This window comes from Qipengyuania sp. Mu-71, from assembly GCF_036867055.1.
GTDB lineage: Bacteria > Pseudomonadota > Alphaproteobacteria > Sphingomonadales > Sphingomonadaceae > Qipengyuania > Qipengyuania profunda.
Window position 1 is genome coordinate 2,346,729 of record NZ_JBAJHR010000001.1, and the last position, 19,230, is coordinate 2,365,958.

22 protein-coding genes and 1 tRNA gene are annotated in these 19,230 nt (G+C 66.7%); 7 read left to right on the forward strand and 16 right to left on the reverse strand.

From position 1 onward, the window contains the following. Nucleotides 1-47: 47 nt before the first annotated feature. Together dut and V6B15_RS11460 are read right to left on the reverse strand one after the other, a co-directional pair. On the reverse strand, nt 48-509 hold the full coding sequence (gene dut, locus V6B15_RS11455) for a dUTP diphosphatase (RefSeq protein WP_334201247.1): 462 nt from the start codon (nt 507-509) through the stop codon (nt 48-50). Beyond that, the gene (locus V6B15_RS11460; RefSeq protein ID WP_334201248.1) at nt 502-2,265 is read right to left on the reverse strand and encodes a bifunctional phosphopantothenoylcysteine decarboxylase/phosphopantothenate synthase; all 1,764 of its coding nucleotides are present in this window, start codon (nt 2,263-2,265) and stop codon (nt 502-504) included. The genes dut and V6B15_RS11460 overlap by 8 nt, the downstream gene beginning before the upstream one ends. A gap of 186 nt (nt 2,266-2,451) precedes the next feature. Between V6B15_RS11460 and V6B15_RS11465 the strand changes: the two genes are divergently transcribed. Beyond that, a complete protein-coding gene (locus tag V6B15_RS11465) occupies nt 2,452-2,841 on the forward strand; it encodes a hypothetical protein (protein ID WP_334201249.1) in 390 nt (129 codons plus the stop codon). Here V6B15_RS11465 and V6B15_RS11470 read toward each other — a convergent pair. From V6B15_RS11470 to V6B15_RS11485, 4 genes are read right to left on the reverse strand one after another with little or no spacing between them, the layout of a single operon-like run. Then, nucleotides 2,792-3,889, reverse strand: a complete 1,098-nt coding sequence (locus V6B15_RS11470; protein ID WP_334201250.1) for a hypothetical protein — start codon at nt 3,887-3,889, stop codon at nt 2,792-2,794. The genes V6B15_RS11465 and V6B15_RS11470 overlap by 50 nt on opposite strands. Continuing rightward, on the reverse strand, nt 3,886-5,028 hold the full coding sequence (locus V6B15_RS11475; protein WP_334201251.1) for a hypothetical protein: 1,143 nt from the start codon (nt 5,026-5,028) through the stop codon (nt 3,886-3,888). The genes V6B15_RS11470 and V6B15_RS11475 overlap by 4 nt, the downstream gene beginning before the upstream one ends. After that, the gene (ubiB, locus tag V6B15_RS11480) at nt 4,995-6,557 is read right to left on the reverse strand and encodes a 2-polyprenylphenol 6-hydroxylase (RefSeq protein ID WP_334201252.1); all 1,563 of its coding nucleotides are present in this window, start codon (nt 6,555-6,557) and stop codon (nt 4,995-4,997) included. Before ubiB ends, V6B15_RS11475 begins: the two co-directional genes overlap by 34 nt. A gap of 3 nt (nt 6,558-6,560) precedes the next feature. After that, nucleotides 6,561-7,292 carry a class I SAM-dependent methyltransferase gene (locus V6B15_RS11485; protein ID WP_253520163.1) on the reverse strand — a complete coding sequence of 244 codons (732 nt, stop codon included), beginning with the start codon at nt 7,290-7,292 and terminating at the stop codon, nt 6,561-6,563. A 232-nt stretch (nt 7,293-7,524) separates the two neighbouring features. Between V6B15_RS11485 and mutM the strand changes: the two genes are divergently transcribed. Beyond that, nucleotides 7,525-8,340, forward strand: a complete 816-nt coding sequence (mutM, locus tag V6B15_RS11490) for a bifunctional DNA-formamidopyrimidine glycosylase/DNA-(apurinic or apyrimidinic site) lyase (RefSeq protein WP_334201253.1) — start codon at nt 7,525-7,527, stop codon at nt 8,338-8,340. Nucleotides 8,341-8,344: 4 nt separating this feature from the next. Here mutM and V6B15_RS11495 read toward each other — a convergent pair whose 3' ends face one another. The 3 genes from V6B15_RS11495 to V6B15_RS11505 all read right to left on the reverse strand — a co-directional run bounded on the left by V6B15_RS11495 (nt 8,345) and on the right by V6B15_RS11505 (nt 9,971). Next, nucleotides 8,345-9,016 (reverse strand): glutathione S-transferase family protein, encoded by a 672-nt coding sequence (locus tag V6B15_RS11495; protein WP_253520175.1) that lies wholly within the window; start codon nt 9,014-9,016, stop codon nt 8,345-8,347. A gap of 77 nt (nt 9,017-9,093) precedes the next feature. Beyond that, nucleotides 9,094-9,513, reverse strand: coding sequence for a hypothetical protein (locus V6B15_RS11500; protein ID WP_334201254.1), 420 nt, complete (start codon nt 9,511-9,513; stop codon nt 9,094-9,096). Nucleotides 9,514-9,599: 86 nt separating this feature from the next. Continuing rightward, nucleotides 9,600-9,971: a hypothetical protein gene (locus V6B15_RS11505; protein ID WP_334201255.1), complete on the reverse strand. Its 372-nt coding sequence runs from the start codon at nt 9,969-9,971 to the stop codon at nt 9,600-9,602. A gap of 114 nt (nt 9,972-10,085) precedes the next feature. On the opposite strand from V6B15_RS11505, the gene V6B15_RS11510 reads away from it, so the two are divergent. Then, nucleotides 10,086-10,478: a VOC family protein gene (locus V6B15_RS11510; protein ID WP_334201256.1), complete on the forward strand. Its 393-nt coding sequence runs from the start codon at nt 10,086-10,088 to the stop codon at nt 10,476-10,478. 63 nt (nt 10,479-10,541) lie between these two features. On the opposite strand, the gene metW is transcribed toward V6B15_RS11510, so the two are convergent. Further along, nucleotides 10,542-11,126: a methionine biosynthesis protein MetW gene (gene metW, locus V6B15_RS11515; RefSeq protein ID WP_253520184.1), complete on the reverse strand. Its 585-nt coding sequence runs from the start codon at nt 11,124-11,126 to the stop codon at nt 10,542-10,544. Then, nucleotides 11,123-12,226: a homoserine O-acetyltransferase MetX gene (gene metX / locus V6B15_RS11520; RefSeq protein WP_334201257.1), complete on the reverse strand. Its 1,104-nt coding sequence runs from the start codon at nt 12,224-12,226 to the stop codon at nt 11,123-11,125. The genes metW and metX overlap by 4 nt, the downstream gene beginning before the upstream one ends. Before the next feature lie 94 nt (nt 12,227-12,320). On the opposite strand from metX, the gene hisC reads away from it, so the two are divergent. Beyond that, the gene (gene hisC, locus V6B15_RS11525) at nt 12,321-13,421 is read left to right on the forward strand and encodes a histidinol-phosphate transaminase (RefSeq protein WP_334201258.1); all 1,101 of its coding nucleotides are present in this window, start codon (nt 12,321-12,323) and stop codon (nt 13,419-13,421) included. Then, a complete protein-coding gene (locus tag V6B15_RS11530) occupies nt 13,418-14,323 on the forward strand; it encodes a prephenate/arogenate dehydrogenase family protein (protein ID WP_334201259.1) in 906 nt (301 codons plus the stop codon). Before hisC ends, V6B15_RS11530 begins: the two co-directional genes overlap by 4 nt. Nucleotides 14,324-14,362: 39 nt before the next feature. Here V6B15_RS11530 and V6B15_RS11535 read toward each other — a convergent pair whose 3' ends face one another. Genes V6B15_RS11535 through ftsE form a run of 4 tightly spaced genes read right to left on the reverse strand, consistent with a single transcriptional unit; the run spans nt 14,363 to nt 17,230 of the window. Then, nucleotides 14,363-15,040 (reverse strand): lysophospholipid acyltransferase family protein, encoded by a 678-nt coding sequence (locus tag V6B15_RS11535; RefSeq protein WP_334201260.1) that lies wholly within the window; start codon nt 15,038-15,040, stop codon nt 14,363-14,365. 8 nt (nt 15,041-15,048) lie between these two features. Then, entirely contained in the window at nt 15,049-15,579 is a 531-nt protein-coding gene (locus tag V6B15_RS11540; RefSeq protein WP_320181039.1) for a YdcF family protein, read from the reverse strand. After that, nucleotides 15,576-16,508 carry a cell division protein FtsX gene (locus tag V6B15_RS11545; RefSeq protein ID WP_334201261.1) on the reverse strand — a complete coding sequence of 311 codons (933 nt, stop codon included), beginning with the start codon at nt 16,506-16,508 and terminating at the stop codon, nt 15,576-15,578. Before V6B15_RS11545 ends, V6B15_RS11540 begins: the two co-directional genes overlap by 4 nt. After that, the gene (gene ftsE / locus V6B15_RS11550; protein WP_253520202.1) at nt 16,505-17,230 is read right to left on the reverse strand and encodes a cell division ATP-binding protein FtsE; all 726 of its coding nucleotides are present in this window, start codon (nt 17,228-17,230) and stop codon (nt 16,505-16,507) included. Before ftsE ends, V6B15_RS11545 begins: the two co-directional genes overlap by 4 nt. Before the next feature lie 155 nt (nt 17,231-17,385). Between ftsE and V6B15_RS11555 the strand changes: the two genes are divergently transcribed. Together V6B15_RS11555 and V6B15_RS11560 are read left to right on the forward strand one after the other, a co-directional pair. Then, nucleotides 17,386-18,264, forward strand: coding sequence for an MJ0042-type zinc finger domain-containing protein (locus tag V6B15_RS11555; RefSeq protein WP_334201262.1), 879 nt, complete (start codon nt 17,386-17,388; stop codon nt 18,262-18,264). Nucleotides 18,265-18,374: 110 nt separating this feature from the next. Then, nucleotides 18,375-18,461: transfer RNA gene (locus V6B15_RS11560), tRNA-Leu, on the forward strand. 352 nt (nt 18,462-18,813) lie between these two features. Here the strand turns inward: V6B15_RS11560 and V6B15_RS11565 are convergent. After that, on the reverse strand, nt 18,814-19,227 hold the full coding sequence (locus V6B15_RS11565; protein ID WP_334201263.1) for a RidA family protein: 414 nt from the start codon (nt 19,225-19,227) through the stop codon (nt 18,814-18,816). Nucleotides 19,228-19,230: the final 3 nt, after the last annotated feature.

The following is a 19,230-nucleotide window of genomic DNA, read 5'->3' on the forward strand; positions in this document are numbered from 1 at the left end:
ACGAGAGAGGGCGGTTCCGGATCGGGCCGCCCTTTTTCATGCGCGGGTCAGGCGAGTTTGGCGTGACCGCCGGTGGAACCGAACCCGCCCGCGCCGCGCGTGGTGGTGTCCAGTTCGCTGACTTCTTCCCACGCGGCCTGCGTGACCGGCGCAAGGACCAGCTGCGCTATCCGGTCGCCGCGCTGGATCGCAAAGTCGCCGGCGCCGTGATTGATCAGGATTACCTTGAGCTCGCCGCGATAATCGCTGTCGATCGTGCCCGGCGTGTTGGGCACGGTGATGCCGTGTTTCAGCGCGAGGCCCGAACGCGGGCGCACCTGGATTTCGTACCCTTGCGGGATTGCCACGGCGAGACCGGTGGCCACCGCATGCCGCTGGCCAGGCGCGATCACGCAATCTTCGGCTGCGAGCACATCCATCCCCGCCGCACCGCTGGTGGCATAGGCGGGCAGGGCCAGCCCCTCGCCATGCGGCAAGCGTTTGAGACGCACACCGACGGGATCAGTCATGGTCGTCCTCGACGGGGGCGAGCGCGGCAGCGGCGCGACGCACCAGTTCGCGCGCGACGTCTTCCTTGGGCATTTCGGGCAGGCTTTCGACCCCGCCGGACGTGACGATATGGACCTGGTTGAGATCGCCGCCCATCACGCTGTTGCCTTCATTGCTCGAGACATTGTTGGCGATGATCCAGTCGGCGCCCTTGCGCTTGCGCTTCGACTTGGCGTTTTCGATCACATTCTCGGTCTCGGCGGCGAACCCGATCAGCAAGGTCGGCCGCTTGCGCCCTGCCGCAGTGCCCGCGAGGATATCGGGGTTCTCCGCCAGGATCAGCGCGGGCGGTGCGGAGCCGCGCTTCTTCATCTTCTCGCCCGCGACATGGCGGCTCTTCCAGTCGGCGACCGCGGCGACCATGAAGGCGATATCGACCGGCAATGCGCGGCGCACTTCTTCGGCCATATCTTCGGCGGTTTCGACATCGACGCGGTCGACGCCCACCGGTGTGGGCAAATGCACCGGTCCCGCGATCAGCGTGACCCGCGCACCGGCGGCAGCGGCCATCGCGGCAATCGAAAAGCCCTGCTTTCCGCTCGACCGGTTGGCGATATAGCGCACCGGATCGATCGGTTCATGCGTCGGCCCGGCGGTGATCAGCACATGCTTGCCGTAAAGCGGGCGGTGCTCGGGATCGGGATCGAAGGCGGCCTGCCCGGCCAGCGGCGAATCGTCGAAGGCAATTTCCGCGGTCTGCACATCATTGGCGATCTGCTGCGGCATGGCGCGCGCTTCCTGCGCCGCCGGATCGAAACCGAGCGCTGCGGGATCGGTCGGCGGGGCGGACGACGCCTTGCCCTTCTTGGCAAGGATCGGCCCGGCATCGGCGCCCTCGGGGATAGGCACGTCGAGCGGATCCTGCGGACCGGGCATATCCGGCTCCGGTTCGGCTTCGGATTCTGGCTCGGCTTCGAGATCGGCCTCGATCTCGTCATGGCTGCGCTGCTCGGTCGAGCGCGGGATGATCATCGAGAGCAGTTCGCCCAGCCCGCCGCCGCCCTGTTCGGCTTCGCCCTCGTCGCCATCGGCTTCGGTGTCAGCTTCGGCCTGCTCCTCGACCTCCGCTTCCGCTTCGGGTTCGCGCGCCGTGAGGACATCGCCCACAGGCGCCTGCGCCTCCGGCGCGGCGAGCTGTGCGGCTGCAGGCGGGGCCAGTTCGGGCATTTCGATATCGAGATCGAGTTCCGCGGCGATGCGGCCGAGAATCGCGGGCGGTTCGGGCATCCGCCCGGGACCGAATTCCCCGCAGGCCATCGGACCTTCGTCGGGATCCATCACCGCGACGCCCGCCTGCCGCAGCCAATCGGCATTGCGCTGGGTCGCGTGGTGTTCCCACATCTTCACATTCATCGCCGGAACGGTCAGCACCGGCTTGTCGGTGGCGAGGATCAGCGTGGTCGCCAGATCGTCGGCAATGCCCGCCGCCATTTTCGCCAGCATATCGGCGGTGGCGGGGCATACGACCACCAGATCGGCCTCGCGGCTAAGCTGGATATGACCCATCTCGACCTCGTCTTTGAGATCGAACAGCGAGGTATAGACCTTGTTCTCGCTCAGCGCGGCGAGCGCCATCGGAGTGACGAATTGCTGGCCGCCTTCGGTCAGCACGCAGGTCACCTCGCCGCCCGCCTTGCGGATCAGGCGAACAAGCTCGCACGCCTTGTAGGCCGCGATGCCCCCGCCGATGACGAGCAGGATCCGCGGACCGCTCATGCGGTGCGCCCTGCGGCTTGAGGCATGCTCGCGCGGGTCCGCGCGGATCGGCGAATGGATACCCATTGTGTCATCGCTGCGCTTGCTAGCGCCCCCCATCGATCATGGCCAGCGGGTTGCGCTGGCGTTTTTCCCATTACACCTTAACCTTACGAGGTGAAAAAAACGGAAACGGGGGAGGTTCCGATGCATGTGATTCTAAGCGCGATACTACTCGCGCTGGCGATACTCGACCTGGTGCTGGGGACGAGCTTCCTGGTCGACCCGGACAGTGCGGCGGCCGATTTCGGCATTGCGATCGTCACGACGCACGGCGAATCGACGCTGCGCGGGGATATGACCGCGTTCTTCTATGTCACGGCCTTGTCGCTCGCCTGGGGCGCGTGGAAGCGGCGCGGCGACGTGATGCTGCCCGCGCTCGGCCTGTTCGGCATCGCGTTGACCGGTCGCCTTATCAATCTGGTGGCGCAGGGCCCCTATGAGGGCTGGATCGTGCCAGTAGGCGTGGAGGCGTTCCACTGCCTCGTCATCGTCCTGGCGATGCGGGCCTGGGGCTGGCCGAAGAGGGACGCCTGAGCGCGGCGGCGAGATCGGCGACAGCGCGCGGCAGGAAGGCGAGGCCGACCCCGTAGGCGGGAATGAACAGCCCCATCCAGTAAAGGTTCTCCTGCCGCGCAAAAATCGCGGCGGCGGCGATGAAGCCGGCGAACCACAGGCTGGCCAGCGCGCCCAGCCTGCCGCCCGCGGCAAACCAGCCGAGCAGTGGCAGCACGCCCAGCGGTCCCGCGATCCAGGTGGGGAGTGTCTGCAGCAGGGTGGAGATATGGATGCCGTAGAGCGGCAAGGCGGGGCCGAGCAGCCCGTGCCACCCGGAGGACACGAGATCGCCGGGCTGGCGGATATTCGCCACCGCTGCAGCATGCAGCGTCAGTCCGAGCGCGAGCAGCGCGAGAACCACGGCGATCGCGCGCGCCTGTCGCCGGTCTTGCGCCACCAGTGCAACCGCGCCCCACGCGAGCAGGAAAGGCAGCGCCAGTTCGCGCAGCGCCACCGCGCAGGTCGCGAGCAGGAGCCCGGCTATCGGGGCATTGCGCGCGGCAAGCGCCAGCGCGAGCGACAGCATCATCCCGGCGAGGATTTCATGGCTGAACGGGATATCGGCGATAAACGCGACCATACCGAACAGACCGGCAAGGCCCGCCCCCGCCAATCCTTCGAACCGCCCCCGATCGCGCAAGGCCACGAACCAGGCGAGGATATTGGCGGCCCACAGGACCACCGCGATGATCCGCCAGCCGTCTTCACCCCATAGCGCACTGGTCCACGCCAGCACGGGCGTGCGCACGGTCACGAAGGGGCTGGTGGGCATGGCGAAGCTGCGATGCTCGATCGCCGCCGCCGCATAGTAACCCTCGCCAGCGGCAACACGCGCATTGACTGCGCGGTAGAGGTCCATATCGACCCGCTCGCCGCGGCCAAGCCGCTCGGCGACATCCGCCTCATGCGCAGTGTTGCGCATTTCCAGCGCAAAGCTGTTCCACACAGCGGCAAGCAGCGTCACCAATACCAGCGCCAGCGCCGCCCAGCGCGGCAGGCGCGACAGCGGCCGTGCGGGCAAGGTCATGCCCGCCCCCGCGCGGAGCGCAGCAGCGAGGACAACGCCATCGGCAGGAAAGCGAGACCGATGAACATGGCCGGCGCGACCACCGCGCCCCAGTAGAAATTGTTCGCCCGCCCGGCGAGCATGAAGGCGAGGCCATAGCCAAGGTAGAGCAAAGTGCCCGTGGTCCCTGCGGGCGATTTCCACCCCGCCCAGCCGAGCACCATCAGCACGACCAGCGGACCCGCGATGGCATGCGGCAAGAAGCGCAGGTTCGAACTCAGCACGATATTGCCAAGCCAGCCCGACAGCCCGCGCAGCACCAGCCAGTCGGGGCTGGCGGGATCGCCCGGCGCGATCTGCGGCGCAAGCTGCGTCCAATGCCACGCCATCGCGCCGAGGAAGACTGCGACCAGCGCGCCCCATGCCGCGGCTTCCTTCCAGTCGCGGCGCCACACGGCCATTGCCCCCAGCAACAGCACGAACGGCAGCGCATGTTCGCGGATCGCCAGCGCCAGCGCCGCGACCACCAGCGACCAGCCCCAGCGCCCCGGCCGATGAAGCCCGAAAGCCAGCGCCACCAGCATTCCCGCCCATAGCTCGTGCAGGACGAAGTAATAGCGGTTGAGGCCGAGCGATGCGCCCATCAGCATCAGCGCGGCGCCGACCCGGCGCATCCGCAGGCCGCCGGGTTCTTCGCCCAGCCGCCGCCACCATGCCCAGACGGTCGCCGCCATCAGCGCGATTGCCAGCGCGATCATGCCCCCCTCGCCCAGCCATGCATGGACATAGGCGAGCGTCGGCAGGCGCACGGCAAAGCCGGGGCGCACGGGATAATCGTGCGCGCGCTGTTCCTCGACGATGAAGTCGTAATAGGCCTCGCCGCGCGCGATCCGCTCGATCACCGTATCGTAAAAGGCGAGATCGTCGTCGCGCGGGGGTTCGGTGCTGGCTGCCGGTGTGCCCTGCACCGGACTCGATGCGGGCGCTGCCGGCTCATCGCGATCGACTGCCAATGGCGTCAGCGCGGCGAGCACCAGCAGGATCGCCGCCAGCGCGAGCAACACCCGCGCAGGCCATGCGCCCCAATGGGCGAAGCGGTCCCAGGCGGGCACCGCGCCGCCGCTGCCTAGCCGATCCACCCCTGCGTTATCGCTGCCCATGTAGCGAGCCCCCCTGCCACTGCCGCAACGGCATAGCCCAGCCAGCCGCGATCATGCTCCTTGCGGCGGCGCCTTTCCCCCATCAATTCGATATCGGGAAGCGGGGGCGGCTCGGGCGCGCCGCCCTTGGGCGGGAAACGGTCCTCGATCCGGCGCACCAGTTCGGGAATCCGCAGGAAGGTCGCAGTATCCTCGCGGATGCGATCGGCGATCGCCGCTTCGGGACCGAGCTCGTCGCGGATCCAACTGCGTACATAGGGCGCGCTGACATCCCACATGTTGATCGTGGGATCGAGCTGGGTGGCGATGCCTTCGACCATCACCATGGTCTTTTGCAGCAACAGCAGGTGCGGCTGCGTCTGCATGTCGAAATCGCGCGTGATCGCGAACAGCCCGTCGAGCATCTGGCCGACCGAAAGTTCGCTCACCGGCTTGCCGCGCATCGGCTCGCCTACCGCGCGCAGCGCCGTCGCGAACTCGTCGACATTGTGATAGCTGGGCACGTATTGCGCCTCGAAATGGATCTCGGCGACGCGTTTGTAATTGCCCGTCGTCAGCCCGTAGAGGATTTCCGCCAGCCACATCCGCGCGCGGCGGTCGATCCGCCCCATGATGCCGAAATCGATCGCGGCGATCGTGCCGTCGGCTTTCACGAACAGATTGCCCTGGTGCATGTCCGCGTGGAAGAAACCCGCCGCAATCGCCTGCTTGAGAAATGCGAGCACCAACCGGCTGGCGAGGTCCTTGGTATCGTGTCCCGCAGCCTTCAGCGCGGCGACATCGCTGATCTTGATGCCATCGATCCAGTCGACCGTCAGCACGCGGCCATTGGTGCGGTCCCAGTCGATCCCCGGAGTGTCATAGCCCGCCGTGCCGACCATATGCTCGGCCAGTTCGGACGCGCTGGCCGCTTCGCGCCGCAGATCGAGCTCGCGATTGGTCCAGCGCTTGAAATTGGCGATGATCAGCCGCGGGCGCAGCCGCGCCGCTTCGCCGCCGAAGCGTTCGAGATGCGCGGCGGCCCATTCATAAGTGCCGATATCGCGCGCGAAGCGTTCGCGCACGCCGGGGCGCAGCACCTTGACCGCGACCTGCCGGCCGTCATTCGTCACCGCGCGGTGGACCTGCGCGATCGACGCCGCCCCCACCGGCACGGGATCGAAATCGGCCCATAGCGTCTCGAGCGGCTGTTCGAAACTGGCTTCGATGCTCGACTTGATCTCCTCGAAATCGACCGGGGGAAGATTGTCCTGCAGGGTCAGGAGGTTGCGCGCGGCATCCTCGCCGACGAGGTCGGGCCGCGTGGCCAGCGTCTGCCCCAGCTTGATCGCGGCGGGGCCGATATCGCGAAAGGCGCCCGCATAGTCGGGCTCTTTGGGCTGCACCGTGCCGAAACGGGCAATCCGCGCGAGGCGCTTGACCTGCGGCGGCGTGTTCGGATCGTTCTCGATCCCGCGCAGCGCCCCGTGGCGCGCCAGCGTGCGGCCCCACTTGAGCAGGCGCAGGATATGCGTCGAGGGTCTGGCCACCCTTTAGACCTTCCACCCCGAGTGGATCGCGACGAGCCCGCCCATGATCGGCTCGACACGGGTATTCTCGAAGCCCGCATCGCGGATCATGCGCTCGAATCCAGGCATGTCGGGGAAGCGGCGGATCGATTCGACGAGGTAGCGATAGCTGTCCTCGTCATTGGCGATCGCCTTGCCGATCTGCGGTACCAGCTTGTGCGAATAGAGGTCGTAGGCTTCCTTGAAACCGGGCCATTCGACAGTGCTGAATTCGAGGCAGTAGAAGCGCCCGCCAAACTTGAGCACGCGGTGCGCTTCCTTCAGCGCGCGGTCGATATGCGTGACGTTGCGGATGCCGAACGCGATCGTATAGGCATCGAAGATGCGGCTGGAAAAGCTCAGTTCCTCGGCATTCTGGCGCGACCAGACAAGGCCGTCGATCCCGCGTTCCATCGCGCGTTCGATGCCGACATCGAGCATGTCCTGGTTGATGTCGGACACGGTCACGCTGGCGCCGTGCTGGGCCATGCGGAAGGCGATGTCGCCCGTGCCGCCCGCCATGTCGAGGATCGTCTCGCCCGGCTGCGGCTTCACCCGCTTGACGAAACGGTCCTTCCACAACCGGTGCATGCCCGCGCTCATGGCGTCGTTCATCACATCGTATTTGGCGGCAACATTGGAAAAGACCTCGCCCACGCGGCCGGTCTTTTCCGCGGCATCGATATCTTCGTAGCCGAAGGAAACGGTTTCGCTCATGCGGGGGCCTTAGGGGGAATTGTGGCCGGGGCAAAGGGGGGTTGGAGGAGTCTTTGTCGGGTGCGGGAAGCGCATCCGCGCTTCCCTTGCTGTTCCGTCCCACGCCCCCTCCCGGCCACCCATAGAATACCGTGCCGTGGGTGGCCGGGAGGGGGCGTGGAACGGAACAGGGCGCAGCGACCGAAGGGAGCGAATAGACGCCACGAGAAACCGCTGTTACGCGAAACTCGACATGCCCGAGCTCCCAGAAGTCGAAACCACCGTGCGCGGGCTGGCCCGGTTCCTCGAGGGCGAGCGGATCGTCAGCGTGCGCGTCAACCGGCCCGACATGCGCCGCCCCTTTCCCCCCGACCTGGTACAGGCGCTGACCGGGGCGACTGTCTCGGGTCTTTCGCGCCGCGCGAAATACGGGCTGATCCACACCGACCGCGATCATGCGATGGTGTTCCATCTCGGCATGAGCGGGCGCTGGCGGATCGATCCCGAGGACGAGGACAAGCACGACCATCTGGTGCTCGCGACCGAGGGCCATGTCTTCGCACTCAACGATCCGCGCCGGTTCGGCTCGGTCGATTTGCTGCTGAAACCCGAACTCGACCTGTGGCCGCCCTTTGCCGCGCTTGGCCCCGAGCCTTTGGGCGAGGCGCTGACGCCCGAACACCTGCGCGACGCAACGCGCGGCCGTAAGCAGGCGATCAAGCTGCTGTTGCTCGACCAGCGGATCGTGGCGGGGCTGGGCAATATCTATGTCTGCGAAGCGCTGTGGCAGGCCGGAATCCACCCGCGCAAGGCGGGCGGCAAGGTGACCATGCCGCAGCTCAGGCGGCTCGTCCCCGCGATCAAGGATGTGCTCACGCGCTCGATCGAAGACGGCGGCTCGACGCTGCGCGACTTCGCGCAGCCCGACGGCAATCTCGGCTATTTTGCCACCCGCTTCCATGTCTATGGTCGCGAGGGCGAAGCCTGCCACCGCGAGGATGGCGGCGTTATCCGGCGGATCGTGCAGGGTGGGCGGAGCACCTGGTTCTGCCCCATGTGCCAGAAGTAGCCGGTCAGGCGTCGACCAGCGCGTAATGCGGCGGCGGCGGCAAGCCTTCCATCTTCTCGCTCAACAGCGGGCGGAAGCTGGGACGGCTTTTCATCACCGAATACCAGTGCCGCGTCTGGTCGTGGCCCTTCCAGTCGATCCCGCCGAGATAGTCGGCGACCGACAGCTGCGACGCGCAGGCGAGGTCCGCCAGGCTCAGAGTAGCGCCGCCGAGCCATTGGCGGTTGTCGACCAGCCAGTCGATATAATCGAGATGCGCATGCGCATTCTTCATCGTCTCGCGCAGCATGCGCGAATCGGGCGGCTGGCGCAGGACCAGCCGTTTCTTCATCCGTTCGTGCAGCAGCGGCCCGGTTACATCGGCATAGAGATTTTCGTCAAACAGCGCGACCAGGCGGCGGATTTCCGCGCGCTGCAGGGCCGAGCCATTGACCATCGGGCTACGCTCGACCGTCTCTTCGAGGAATTCGCAGATCGCCTGGCTGTCCGACAGGCTGACCCCGCGCGCCGGGTCATGCAGGACCGGCGTGCGTCCGGCCGGGTTGAGGTGCCAGAATTCGTCGCGCCCCTCCCACGGATATTCGCGCACCAGTTCGTAGGCGATGTTCTTCTCGCCCATCAGCAGGCGCAGCTTGCGGCTGAACGGGCAAAGGGGGAATTGGTAGAGCTGCCACATGGATTCTGTCGCCTTGCCACAAGCCGCGGGGGCGCGTCCACTGGCGTGCCGGGGGCTCTCGCTGATTTTCGTGGGGATCAGTTGCGCGGCGGAGTGGCGTCGCGCATCCGCCCCGCCATGTCGCGCAGCAACGGTGCCATCGCAGCGAGGCCTTCCGCCATGGTCCCCGCGGCCTGCATGGCGCGCGGGACAGTGCGGGCGACCTCATCGCCCACCCGGTCCGCCTGCGGCACGGCGCGGCGCAAGGTCAGGTCGGGATCGATGTCACGGGTCTTCTCGCCCGCCATTTCGGCAGCGGCCTGCGCCAGCGGTGCAATCGGCATGTCGAGCAAGATTTCGGTCATCGCCTGCAGCATCAGCGCCATGTCGCGCTGATAGGCGGGATCGCGCATCTGCTCGCCCAGATCGGCCAGCGGTGCAGCAGGCGCATCCTGCGCCAACGCGGGCACGGGCAGAGTGCAGGCCGCAAGCGCGGCGGGCAGGATGAAGTTACGCATGGGGGGCCCCTGAAGCGATCGATGAGGCGATCAACGAATGGCCGCCAAGCTGGCGCACTGGCGCTGACCCTGTGCTGAACGCGGTGTCAGAGCCCTGCGGCGTCGAGCATCAACAGACAGGCTGGCATCACCTCGTCGACCCGTTCGGGGCTCTCCTTCAGCGCTGCGTGTTCGCGCATCACCAGCCCCATGATGGTCTCGCGGCTGGCCCCAAGTTCGTCCATCAACTGCGCGGTGGTGCGGACGAAGAACTCCTGTCCGCGCTCGGCCATGACCGGATATGACGCCGCCGCTTCGTCGCCGCTGTTCTGCGCGCGGTGGACCAGCCCGAAAGCGACCGAACAGCGCAGCGAACTGGACTGTTCGAGCGTCAGATCGGGGAGCTCGGTGGCGGCAGTCGGCGCACCGCCCGCAGCTTGCAGGAAGGACAGGGCGAGCGGGGCAAGAAGCAGGTGCATGGCATGCTTCTATACCCGCCGCGCTGAACCGCAAGCGACGAGATGCGATCCTCGCTTGTCACGATGCCGCGCGTGATTAAGGTGGCGAAACGAAACTCACAGGAGAGAGATACGATGTTCAACCACATCATGATCGGCACGAACGATATCGACAAATCGAAGGCCTTTTACGAAAAGGTGCTCAAGGTCGTCGGTGTCGAGGGGGCAATGGACAACACGCTCAACAGCGGAATCAAGCGCGTATTCTTCATGCATGACGGCGACGTGCTCGCGCTGTCGCAGCCGATCGACGGCGAGGTGGCCACCTGCGCTAATGGCATGACCATCGGCTTCAAATGCGATTCGCCCGAACAGGTGAAGGAACTGCATGATGCCGCGATCGCCGCGGGCGGCACCAGCATCGAAGACCCGCCGGGCCTGCGCGAAAGTTCGATGGGTGCGCTGCACCTTTGCTATTTCCGCGATCTCGACGGCCACAAGATCTGCGGTCTGCATCGTCCGGCATAAGATGCAGCACGGCGGCGGCGGAGCACCGAGCGTGCCCGCCCGCCGTGCATGGCTGAAGCCCGCCTAGCGCGACAGCTCGAATACGGCGAATTCGGCGCGGGCATTGGCGCCGATGCGCGCGATCGGGCGCTGATGCGAAAAATACCAGTCGCGTTCGATCGTCGCGGATTTTTCACGCGCGAGGTCCCGGAAATCCGCGATCGTGACGTGGTGGATGTTCTGCGTTTCATACCAGCTCACCGGGATGCTGCGCGTCACCGGCATGCGCCCGCCGACCAGCAGCGCGGCGCGCGTGCGCCAATGCGCGAAATTGGGGAAGCTGACAAAGGCGCGCGTACCCACGCGCAGCAGCTCGTCGAGCATCCGGTCGGGCCGCACTGCGGTCTGCAGCGTCTGGCTGAGCACGGCATAGTCGAAGCCCTTGTCGGGGTAATCGTGCAGATCGCGATCGGCATCGCCCTGCACCACCGACAGGCCCTGCGACACGCAGCGCTCGACGCTGGCGCCGTCTATCTCGATCCCGCGCACATCACAGCCCAGATCGCGCAAAGCGAGCATCAGCGCCCCGTCGCCGCAGCCGATATCGAGCACGCGGCTGCCCGGCGTGACATGCGCTGCGATCACGGCAAGGTCGGGGCGCAGGCTCATCCGAGGAACCCCTGCACGACCCGGTCGAGCGCAGGCACATCGAGCAGGAAGCTGTCATGGCCATGCGGGGCGGACAGTTCGACAAAGCTCACCGCGGCCCCCGCGGCATTGAGCGCATGGACGACATGGCGGCTCTCGCTTGTCGGATAGAGCCAGTCGCTGTCGAAGCTGACGAGGCAGAAGCGCGCGGTGGTCCCGGCGAAGGCATCGGCCAGCCGTCCGCCATGCTCTTCGGCGAGATCGAAATAATCCATCGCGCGGGTGATATAGAGATAGCTGTTCGCGTCGAACCGCCGGGTGAAGCCGCTGCCCTGGTAGCGCAGATAGCTTTCGACCTGGAAATCGGCGTCGAAGCCGAAGCTCTTCGCGCCCTTCGTCCCGTCGGGGCGGTCCTGCAGATTGCGCCCGAACTTCGCAGTCAGAGCCTCTTCGGACAGATAGGTGATATGCGCCGCCATCCGCGCCACGGAGAGCCCGCTGTCGGGCGCTTCGCCGCCGTAATAGTCGCCGTCCTGCCAGCGCGGATCGGCCATGATCGCCTGCCGCCCCAATTCGTGGAAACCGATGTTCTGCGCCGAATGGCGGCTGGTCGAGGCGATGACGAGCACGCGCTCGGTACGTTCGGGCCAGTTCGCGGCAAGGCTCAACGCCTGCATCCCGCCCATCGACCCGCCGACCACTGCATGCAGCCGGTCGATCCCCAGCACATCGAGCAGCGCGACATGCGCGCGGACCATGTCGCGGATGGTGATGACCGGGAAGCGCATCGCATAGGGCCGCCCGTCGCCGGCTGCGCTGGCGGGACCGGTCGAGCCCATGCAGCTGCCGATCACATTGGGGCAGATGACATGGAAGCGGTTGGTGTCGATCGGCTTGCCGGGACCGACCATGCGCTCCCACCAGCCAGGCTTGCCGGTCACCGGATGCACGCTGGCGACATGCTGGTCGCCGGTCAGCGCATGGCACAGCAGGATCGCATTCGATCCGTCGTCGGCCAGCGTGCCATAGGTCTCATATGCGACCTCGACACGCGCCAGTTCGGCGCCGCCATCGAGCGGCAGCGGGTCGGGCAGGAGCAGCGATTGGGGTTGCGCGTTCAAATCGGACCTTGGGATGAAACAATCAAACGCTGTCTCTATCGGCAAGCCTCCGGCTTGTCGAAGGGCCGTATTTCTTTCATGCGGCGAAGCTGAAATGGCAGACACACCCATCATGAAGCCCTGGATCGAAAGTATCCATGCCTATGTCCCGGGCAAATCGACCAGTGCCGACGGGCGCAAGCTGGTCAAACTGTCGGCAAACGAGAACCCGCTGGGGTGCAGCGCCGACGCGCTGGCGGCGCTGGCTGTCGACCATGCCCCGGCGGCCTATCCCGATCCCGACGCCGCTGCATTGCGCGCGGCGCTGGGCAGACAGCACGGCATCGATCCCGCGCGGATCGTTTGCGGCACGGGCTCGGACGAATTGCTCAATCTTGCCGCGCAGGGCTTTGCCGGTCCCGGCGACGAGGTCTTGTTCAGCCGCTACAGTTTTGCGGTCTACGATATCGCCGCGCGGCGCTGCGGCGCGACCCCGATGGAAGCGCCCGACGCCGATTACGGCACCGATGTCGATGCGCTGCTGGCCGCGGTGACCGAGCGCACCCGGGTGGTGTTCCTCGCCAATCCGAACAATCCCACCGGCACCTGCCTGCCCCGCGACGAGGTCGAGCGGCTTCATGCCGGATTGCCGGGCGACGTGCTGCTGGTAGTCGACCAGGCCTATGCCGAATATCTCGAGCCCGGCGAGGACGACGGCGGGCTGGATCTCGCCGCGCACCACGCCAACGTGCTGGTCACGCGGACCTTCTCCAAGATCTACGGCCTGGCGGGCGAGCGGATCGGCTGGGCCACCGGCGCGCCGGGGCTGGTCGATGTGCTCAACCGCATCCGCGGGCCGTTCAACGTGACCGCCAGCGGCCAGCGCGCCGCGCTTGCGGCCTTGGCTGACACGAACTTCCTCGCCCGCTCGCGCGAAGCCAACCGCGAGGAGCGCAAGCGGTTCGTCCATGCGATCGAGGCGCTGGGCAATCACGGGCTGCGCGCAGTGCCGAGCAAGGCCAATTTCGTGCTCGTGCTGTTCGAAGGTGACCTCGAGGCGGAAACCGCGCTGCAGGCAATCGCCGAGGCTGGCTATGCCGTGCGCCACCTGCCCGGACAGGGGCTGCCGCAGGCGCTGCGCATCACCATCGGGACCGCGCGCCAGATGGACGACATCACCCGCGTATTGCGCACGCTGTGCGGTGCGGACAGATGACGATTTCGCGCGTCGCAATCATCGGGCTGGGCCTGATCGGCGGTTCGATCGGGCTGGCAGTCCGCGAGATGCTGCCCGGCGTGGCGACCACCGGCTGGGATGCCGATGCCGCCGTGCGCCGCCGCGCTGCAGAGCGCGGGCTGGCCGGCACCATTTGCGAAACCGCGGGCGACGCCGTGCGCGAGGCCGAACTGGTGATCCTGTGCGTACCCGTCGGCGCGATGAATGCGGCGGCCGAGGCGATTGCCGCCGACCTTGTCCCCGGCACCATCGTCAGCGATGTCGGCTCCTCCAAACGCCGCGTCGGCGAGGCGCTGGCCAGGACGCTGCCCGAGGCAGTGGTCATCCCCGCGCACCCGGTCGCGGGGACCGAGAACAGCGGACCCGATGCCGGTTTCCCCGAACTGTTCCGCCATCGCTGGTGCATCGTCACGCCGGACGACACGGCCCCGCCCGCAGCGGTCGAGGCGCTCACGCAGTTCTGGGAAGGGCTTGGTGCCACGGTCGAAATCATGGACCCCGCGCATCACGACCTCGTGCTCGCGGTGACCAGCCACATCCCGCACCTGATCGCCTATACGATCGTCGGCACCGCATCCGATCTCGAGGACGTAACCCGCGGCGAAGTGATCAAATATTCGGCCGGCGGCTTCCGCGATTTCACCCGCATCGCCGCGAGCAATCCGACGATGTGGCGCGACGTGTTCCTGTCCAACCGCGACGCCGTGCTCGAAGTGCTGGGCCGGTTCACCGAAGATCTCAGCCTGCTCCAGCGCGCGATCCGCGACGGCGATGGCGAGACGCTGTTCGACCTGTTCGAACGCACCCGCGCGATCCGCCGCTCGATCATCGAGGAAGGCCAGGACGACGCGCGGCCCGACTTCGGGCGGACCGATCACTGAGCGATATCGGAGGCTGACAGCCGGTCGGACGGCGGGCGCTCAGTTCAGCGCGTTGATCGCCTCGCGCACGCGCTCTTCGACTTCGGCGCGCGGCAGGCCCGGCGGGATCGGCTCGCCAAAGCGGTAAGTGATCCGCCCCGACCGCTTGAGCCGCCGATGGTAGATTGGCCCGCTGTCCACTGCCACCGGCACCACTGGCAGGCCAAGCATCTTGTACAGCCCCGCAAACCCCGATTGCAGCGGCCTGCGTTCGCCATGCGGCACCCGCGTGCCTTCGGGAAAGATCACCAGCGGGCGGCCATCCGCGATCAGCGCCTTGGCGTGGCGGATCATCTTCATCAGCGCCTTAGCGCCCGCCTCGCGTTCGACCGGGACCAGGCCGAAGGCGGCCGCGGCGCGGCCCCATAGCGGGATCTTGAACAGCTCCTGCTTGGCGAAGACGCTCGGGCAGTTGAACAGCGCGGGCGCATCGATCGCCTCGAAGAAGCTCTCGTGCTTGATCGCATAGAGCACCGGCTCGTCGAGCGGCGCCCCCTCGTGGACGATCTCGCAGCCGAGCATATGGGTGACGCACCAGCGCTGCCATTGCGACCAATTGCGCACCCGCGCACGGAACGCGGTCACGCTGAAGGGCAGCGAGGCCAGCGACGCCGTCGTGATCAGCAGCGAGCCGCTGTAGAAGGCAAGATAGAAGGCGAGGTTGCGGAGAAAGAGCATGGGCTGCGTCAGCGCGGCAACCCCTGCGAGATCGCCGCCGCCAGCAGCTTGTTATATTCGAGATAGAGCGTCGCGAGTTGCGGGTGCGAGACCACCGCGTCCTTGACCACGAGCATGTCGGGCGGCAGCGTTTCGCTGAATTCGGCGGCGGAGCGCGCCATGTGCCAGTCGGTCGTCACGAGGCGCACCGAGGTGAACTCGTTTTCCTTGAGCCATTGCGCCGCTTCGCCGGCATTGCTGCGCGTATCGACCGCGAGATAGCCGAGCTTGACGCAGCATTGCATCACCCGCCGCGAGACATCGAATTCGGCGGCGAATTCGGCGGGGGTCACATCGGGATCGACGCCCGAGACGAACATTTCGCGCGCCAGCCCCTGCTCGACCACATCCAGGCCGCGCGCGATCCGGCCCGGTCCGCCGGTCAGCACGATCACCGCATCGGTCTTCTCATCCGCCGCCGGCTGGGGCAGCGAGACGGCAAAGCCGAGAAAACCGAACGCATAGACGAGCATGACGGCAGCGAAGAGGCGGAGGATCACAACATTTTCCTGAGCGACGCAAGCACGGTGAACCGCGCCGTATAGACCGCTAGAACAACCGCCCCCACAGGGACAAGGGCCAAGACCAGCCAATCGCTGGTTTCGAGCCCGCCGCCCGTCACGAGTCCCGAATCGAGCGCTGCGAATTGCGCGCCCATCACCCAGACCGCCGCCGCGCCGAGCGCCAGGCCGAGCACGCCCCCGCCCAGCGCATCGACCAGGATCGAGCGCTGGAAGATTCGCGCGATCTGGTCGTCATTGCCGCCCAAGAGATGGACGATCTCGATCGTGTCGCGATTGCTGCCCAGCGCATTGCGCGCCGCCAACCAAACCGCCGCTGCACCGGTGAAGGCGAGCAGGCCGATCAGCCCCAGCGCCATCCAGCCAAGCGCCGAGAGCGCAGCGAGCACGGGAGCGAGCCATTGCGCCTGCGCATCGATCCGCGCCGCGGGAACGCGGTCGGCGAGCAGGCTGCGCAGCCGGTCGAGCGTGGCGGCGTCCGCGCCATCGCGCAGCCGCAGATCGATGAGCGCGGGGATCGGCACCGTATCCTCGGGCGTGTCGGTGCCCAGCCACGGGGCGAGCAAGGCCTCGACCGATTCCTGCGGGACCTCCGCGAGCCCGGCGACCGCCCGGTCCTGCACCAGGATGGTCGCCGCATCCTCCGCCTGCCGCGCGCGCGATTGCGGATCCGCCTCGACGATCTGGACCGTCGCGCTGCCGGACAATTCGCCGCGTGCGCGGTCCGCCAGATTGTCGAGCGCCAGCCCGCCCCCTGCCGCCAGCACGGTCAGCGCGACCATGATCGCGATCACCCATGGCATCGGTCCGCCCAGCCGCGCCTGCGGCAGCAGATGCGCCGCGCGGCGACCCTGGAAGGGCGAGCGGCCACGCTCGACCATGCGCGGCGGGACCGGGGGCTTCTTCATTCGCCCGCCCCCACCCGCCGCGGCGGATAGCGCAGCGCGCCGGTGGGATCGGACAACAGCCCCTTGTCGAGCCGCATGATCAGCGAATCGGGCACCTTGCGCAGCAGGTGGACGTCATGCGTCGCCACCACCACGGTGGTGCCCAGCCGGTTGAGCGCTTCGAAAAGGCGAATCAGCTTGAGCGCCATTTCCGGATCGACATTGCCCGTCGGTTCGTCGGCCACGAGCATGTCGGGGCGGCCGATGACCGCGCGGGCGATGGCAACGCGTTGCTGCTCGCCGCCCGACAGCGTCGCCGGGCGCGCATCGGCGCGGTGGGCCAGCCCGACCCAGTCGAGCATGTCTGATACCGGCCCCTGCAGATCGGCTTCGCGTACGCCCGAAACGCGCAGGGGCAGCGCGACATTGTCGAAGGCCGACAAGTGATCGACCAGCCGGAAATCCTGGAACACCACCCCCATCCGCCGGCGATAGGCAGGCAGGCGCTCGCGCGGGAGGGTGATGACATCGGTCCCGAACATGCTGATCGCCCCTCGCGACGGGCGCTGCGCGAGATAAAGCAGGCGCAGCAGCGAGGTCTTGCCCGCCCCGCTGGCGCCGGTGAGGAAATAGAACCGGCCGGGGAACAGCGTGAAGGAAACGTTCGACAGGATTTCACGATCGGTGCCGTAACGCAGCCCGACATTGTCGAACCGGACGACCTCGTCCTCGGGCGCGCTCATCGCCTAGCCCGGTCGTTCAAGAGGAAAGTTGCACCCGTCATTGTAGGAAACTGCCTATAACCGCGCTTGCATGTGGAAAAAAGCCGCTCTCGGGGTTTGCGAACAGAGCTGTCGCTTGTCGTGATTCGCAACGGGTCCTAAGGCCTTGGGTCACCATGATCATTGCCTGCCCTGCTTGTTCCACGCGCTATGTCGTGCCCGACAGCGCTATCGGGATCGACGGGCGCACCGTGCGCTGCGCGAAATGCAAACACAGCTGGTTCCAGGACGGCCCCGATGCCGAACGGCTCGCCGCGGTTGCTGCCGTCCCGGTTCCGCCGCCCACTGCGCCATCCGCTCCCAGACCGGCGCCGCCTGCGCCGCCACCGCCCCCCGTGGCGGAGGGCCCCGATCCGCAGGCGCAACCCGGCTTCAGCTATGGCGAAACCGCCACCGCGGCGCCTGTGCGCGATGCCCCCACCCGCGACGCGCCCCGGCGCGACGGGCCCGATTTCGACGAAACCACCCCGCCCTATGGCGAAGTTCAGGACGAGCTGCCCCCCGCGCCCACGCCCGAGAGCGAGGATGCCCGCTCGCGTTTCGACCACGCGCCGCCGTTCCGTCCGCGTCGCAACCTCACCAAGCTGTGGACCTGGGCGGCAACGATTTTCGCAGTGATCGCGATCGGCACGATTGCCGCGGTGAATTATGCCGGCCTACCCGACTGGGTGCCGGTCAGCCGCCCGCTGTTCGGGGCAGCGCAGCCCGATCTGGAATTGTCCTTCCCGGTCGAGCAGCAGGAACGCCGCACGTTGCCCAATGGCACCGAATTCTTCGGCGCGCGCGTGATCGTCAAGAATACCGCGCGCGAATCGCGCCCGATCCCGCAAATCCTGATCGTCCTGCGCGACCAGCGCGAACGGCAGGTCTATAGCTGGGTCGTCCAGCCGCCGCAGTCGACGCTCGCACCGGGCGAGGAACTGACCATCAACGAGGCGGTCACCGACGTGCCCAAATCGGCGGTCTTCGCGGATATCGGCTGGGCCCCGCGCTAGCTTGCGCAGCCGCGCAACAAAGATGCTTGCGAGGCCGCAGCCTCGCTGCTAGTGGCGCGCTCCTACCGGCGGGAGCCCGTTCGCGGATTCGCTCCCGATGCAGACTGTGTGCGGTCGTGGCGGAACTGGTAGACGCGCAACGTTGAGGTCGTTGTGGCCGCAAGGCCGTGGAAGTTCGAGTCTTCTCGACCGCACCAATTTTCAATTATGGATAGAGACACGCTGACTCAAAACAGCAAACGGGTCAAAGCTGGGCTCTGATGTCGCTTTCTGGGCCGGTAGCAGATTGTCCGGTCTCAAGCACAAAAGACGAGAAGCTGACGCTCCGCCGGACCGGTGAAAGTCGCCCGCAAAGCAGCCATTACCGGCTTTGACGTCCCCTTACGACTGCCGTTCTTTCACACCCACTCAGGTGCGATTTCTGGGCCGAGGGCTAAATCGCGGCTTTCGGTGGAAGCCGTGCGAAACTGCCGGTTCCGCGCGCCGGAAGGCAGTATCGGCTTAGCCGTTTGTGAGGCAGAGGCACCGCCGCGACCCCAACGCAGCCATTCAAAACTCGAGATAATCAGGAGTTGCAGGAATTCGTGCGACAACCTTGATCTCGAAGTCGAAACCAGCCAGCCAGTTCACGCCTACCGCTGTCCAGTTCGGATAGGGCGGATCGCGGAAATGGCGGCGCCTTACTTTCATGATCGCATCGAACTGACGTTCGGGATCGGTGTGGAAGGTCGTCACATCGACGATATCGGCGAGTTCGCACTCTGCAGCGGCAAGGACCGCGATCAGATTTGCGAATGCCCGCTCGACCTGCGTTTCGAAGTCGGGCTCTGGCATGCCGTCGTTCCGGCTGCCGACCTGTCCGGAGACGAACAGGAGACTGCCGGAGCGGATCGCGGCGGAATATCCGTGTTCCTCGTAAAGTGCGTGCCGATCGGCGGGAAAGATGGCTTGGCTGGTGCTCATGGG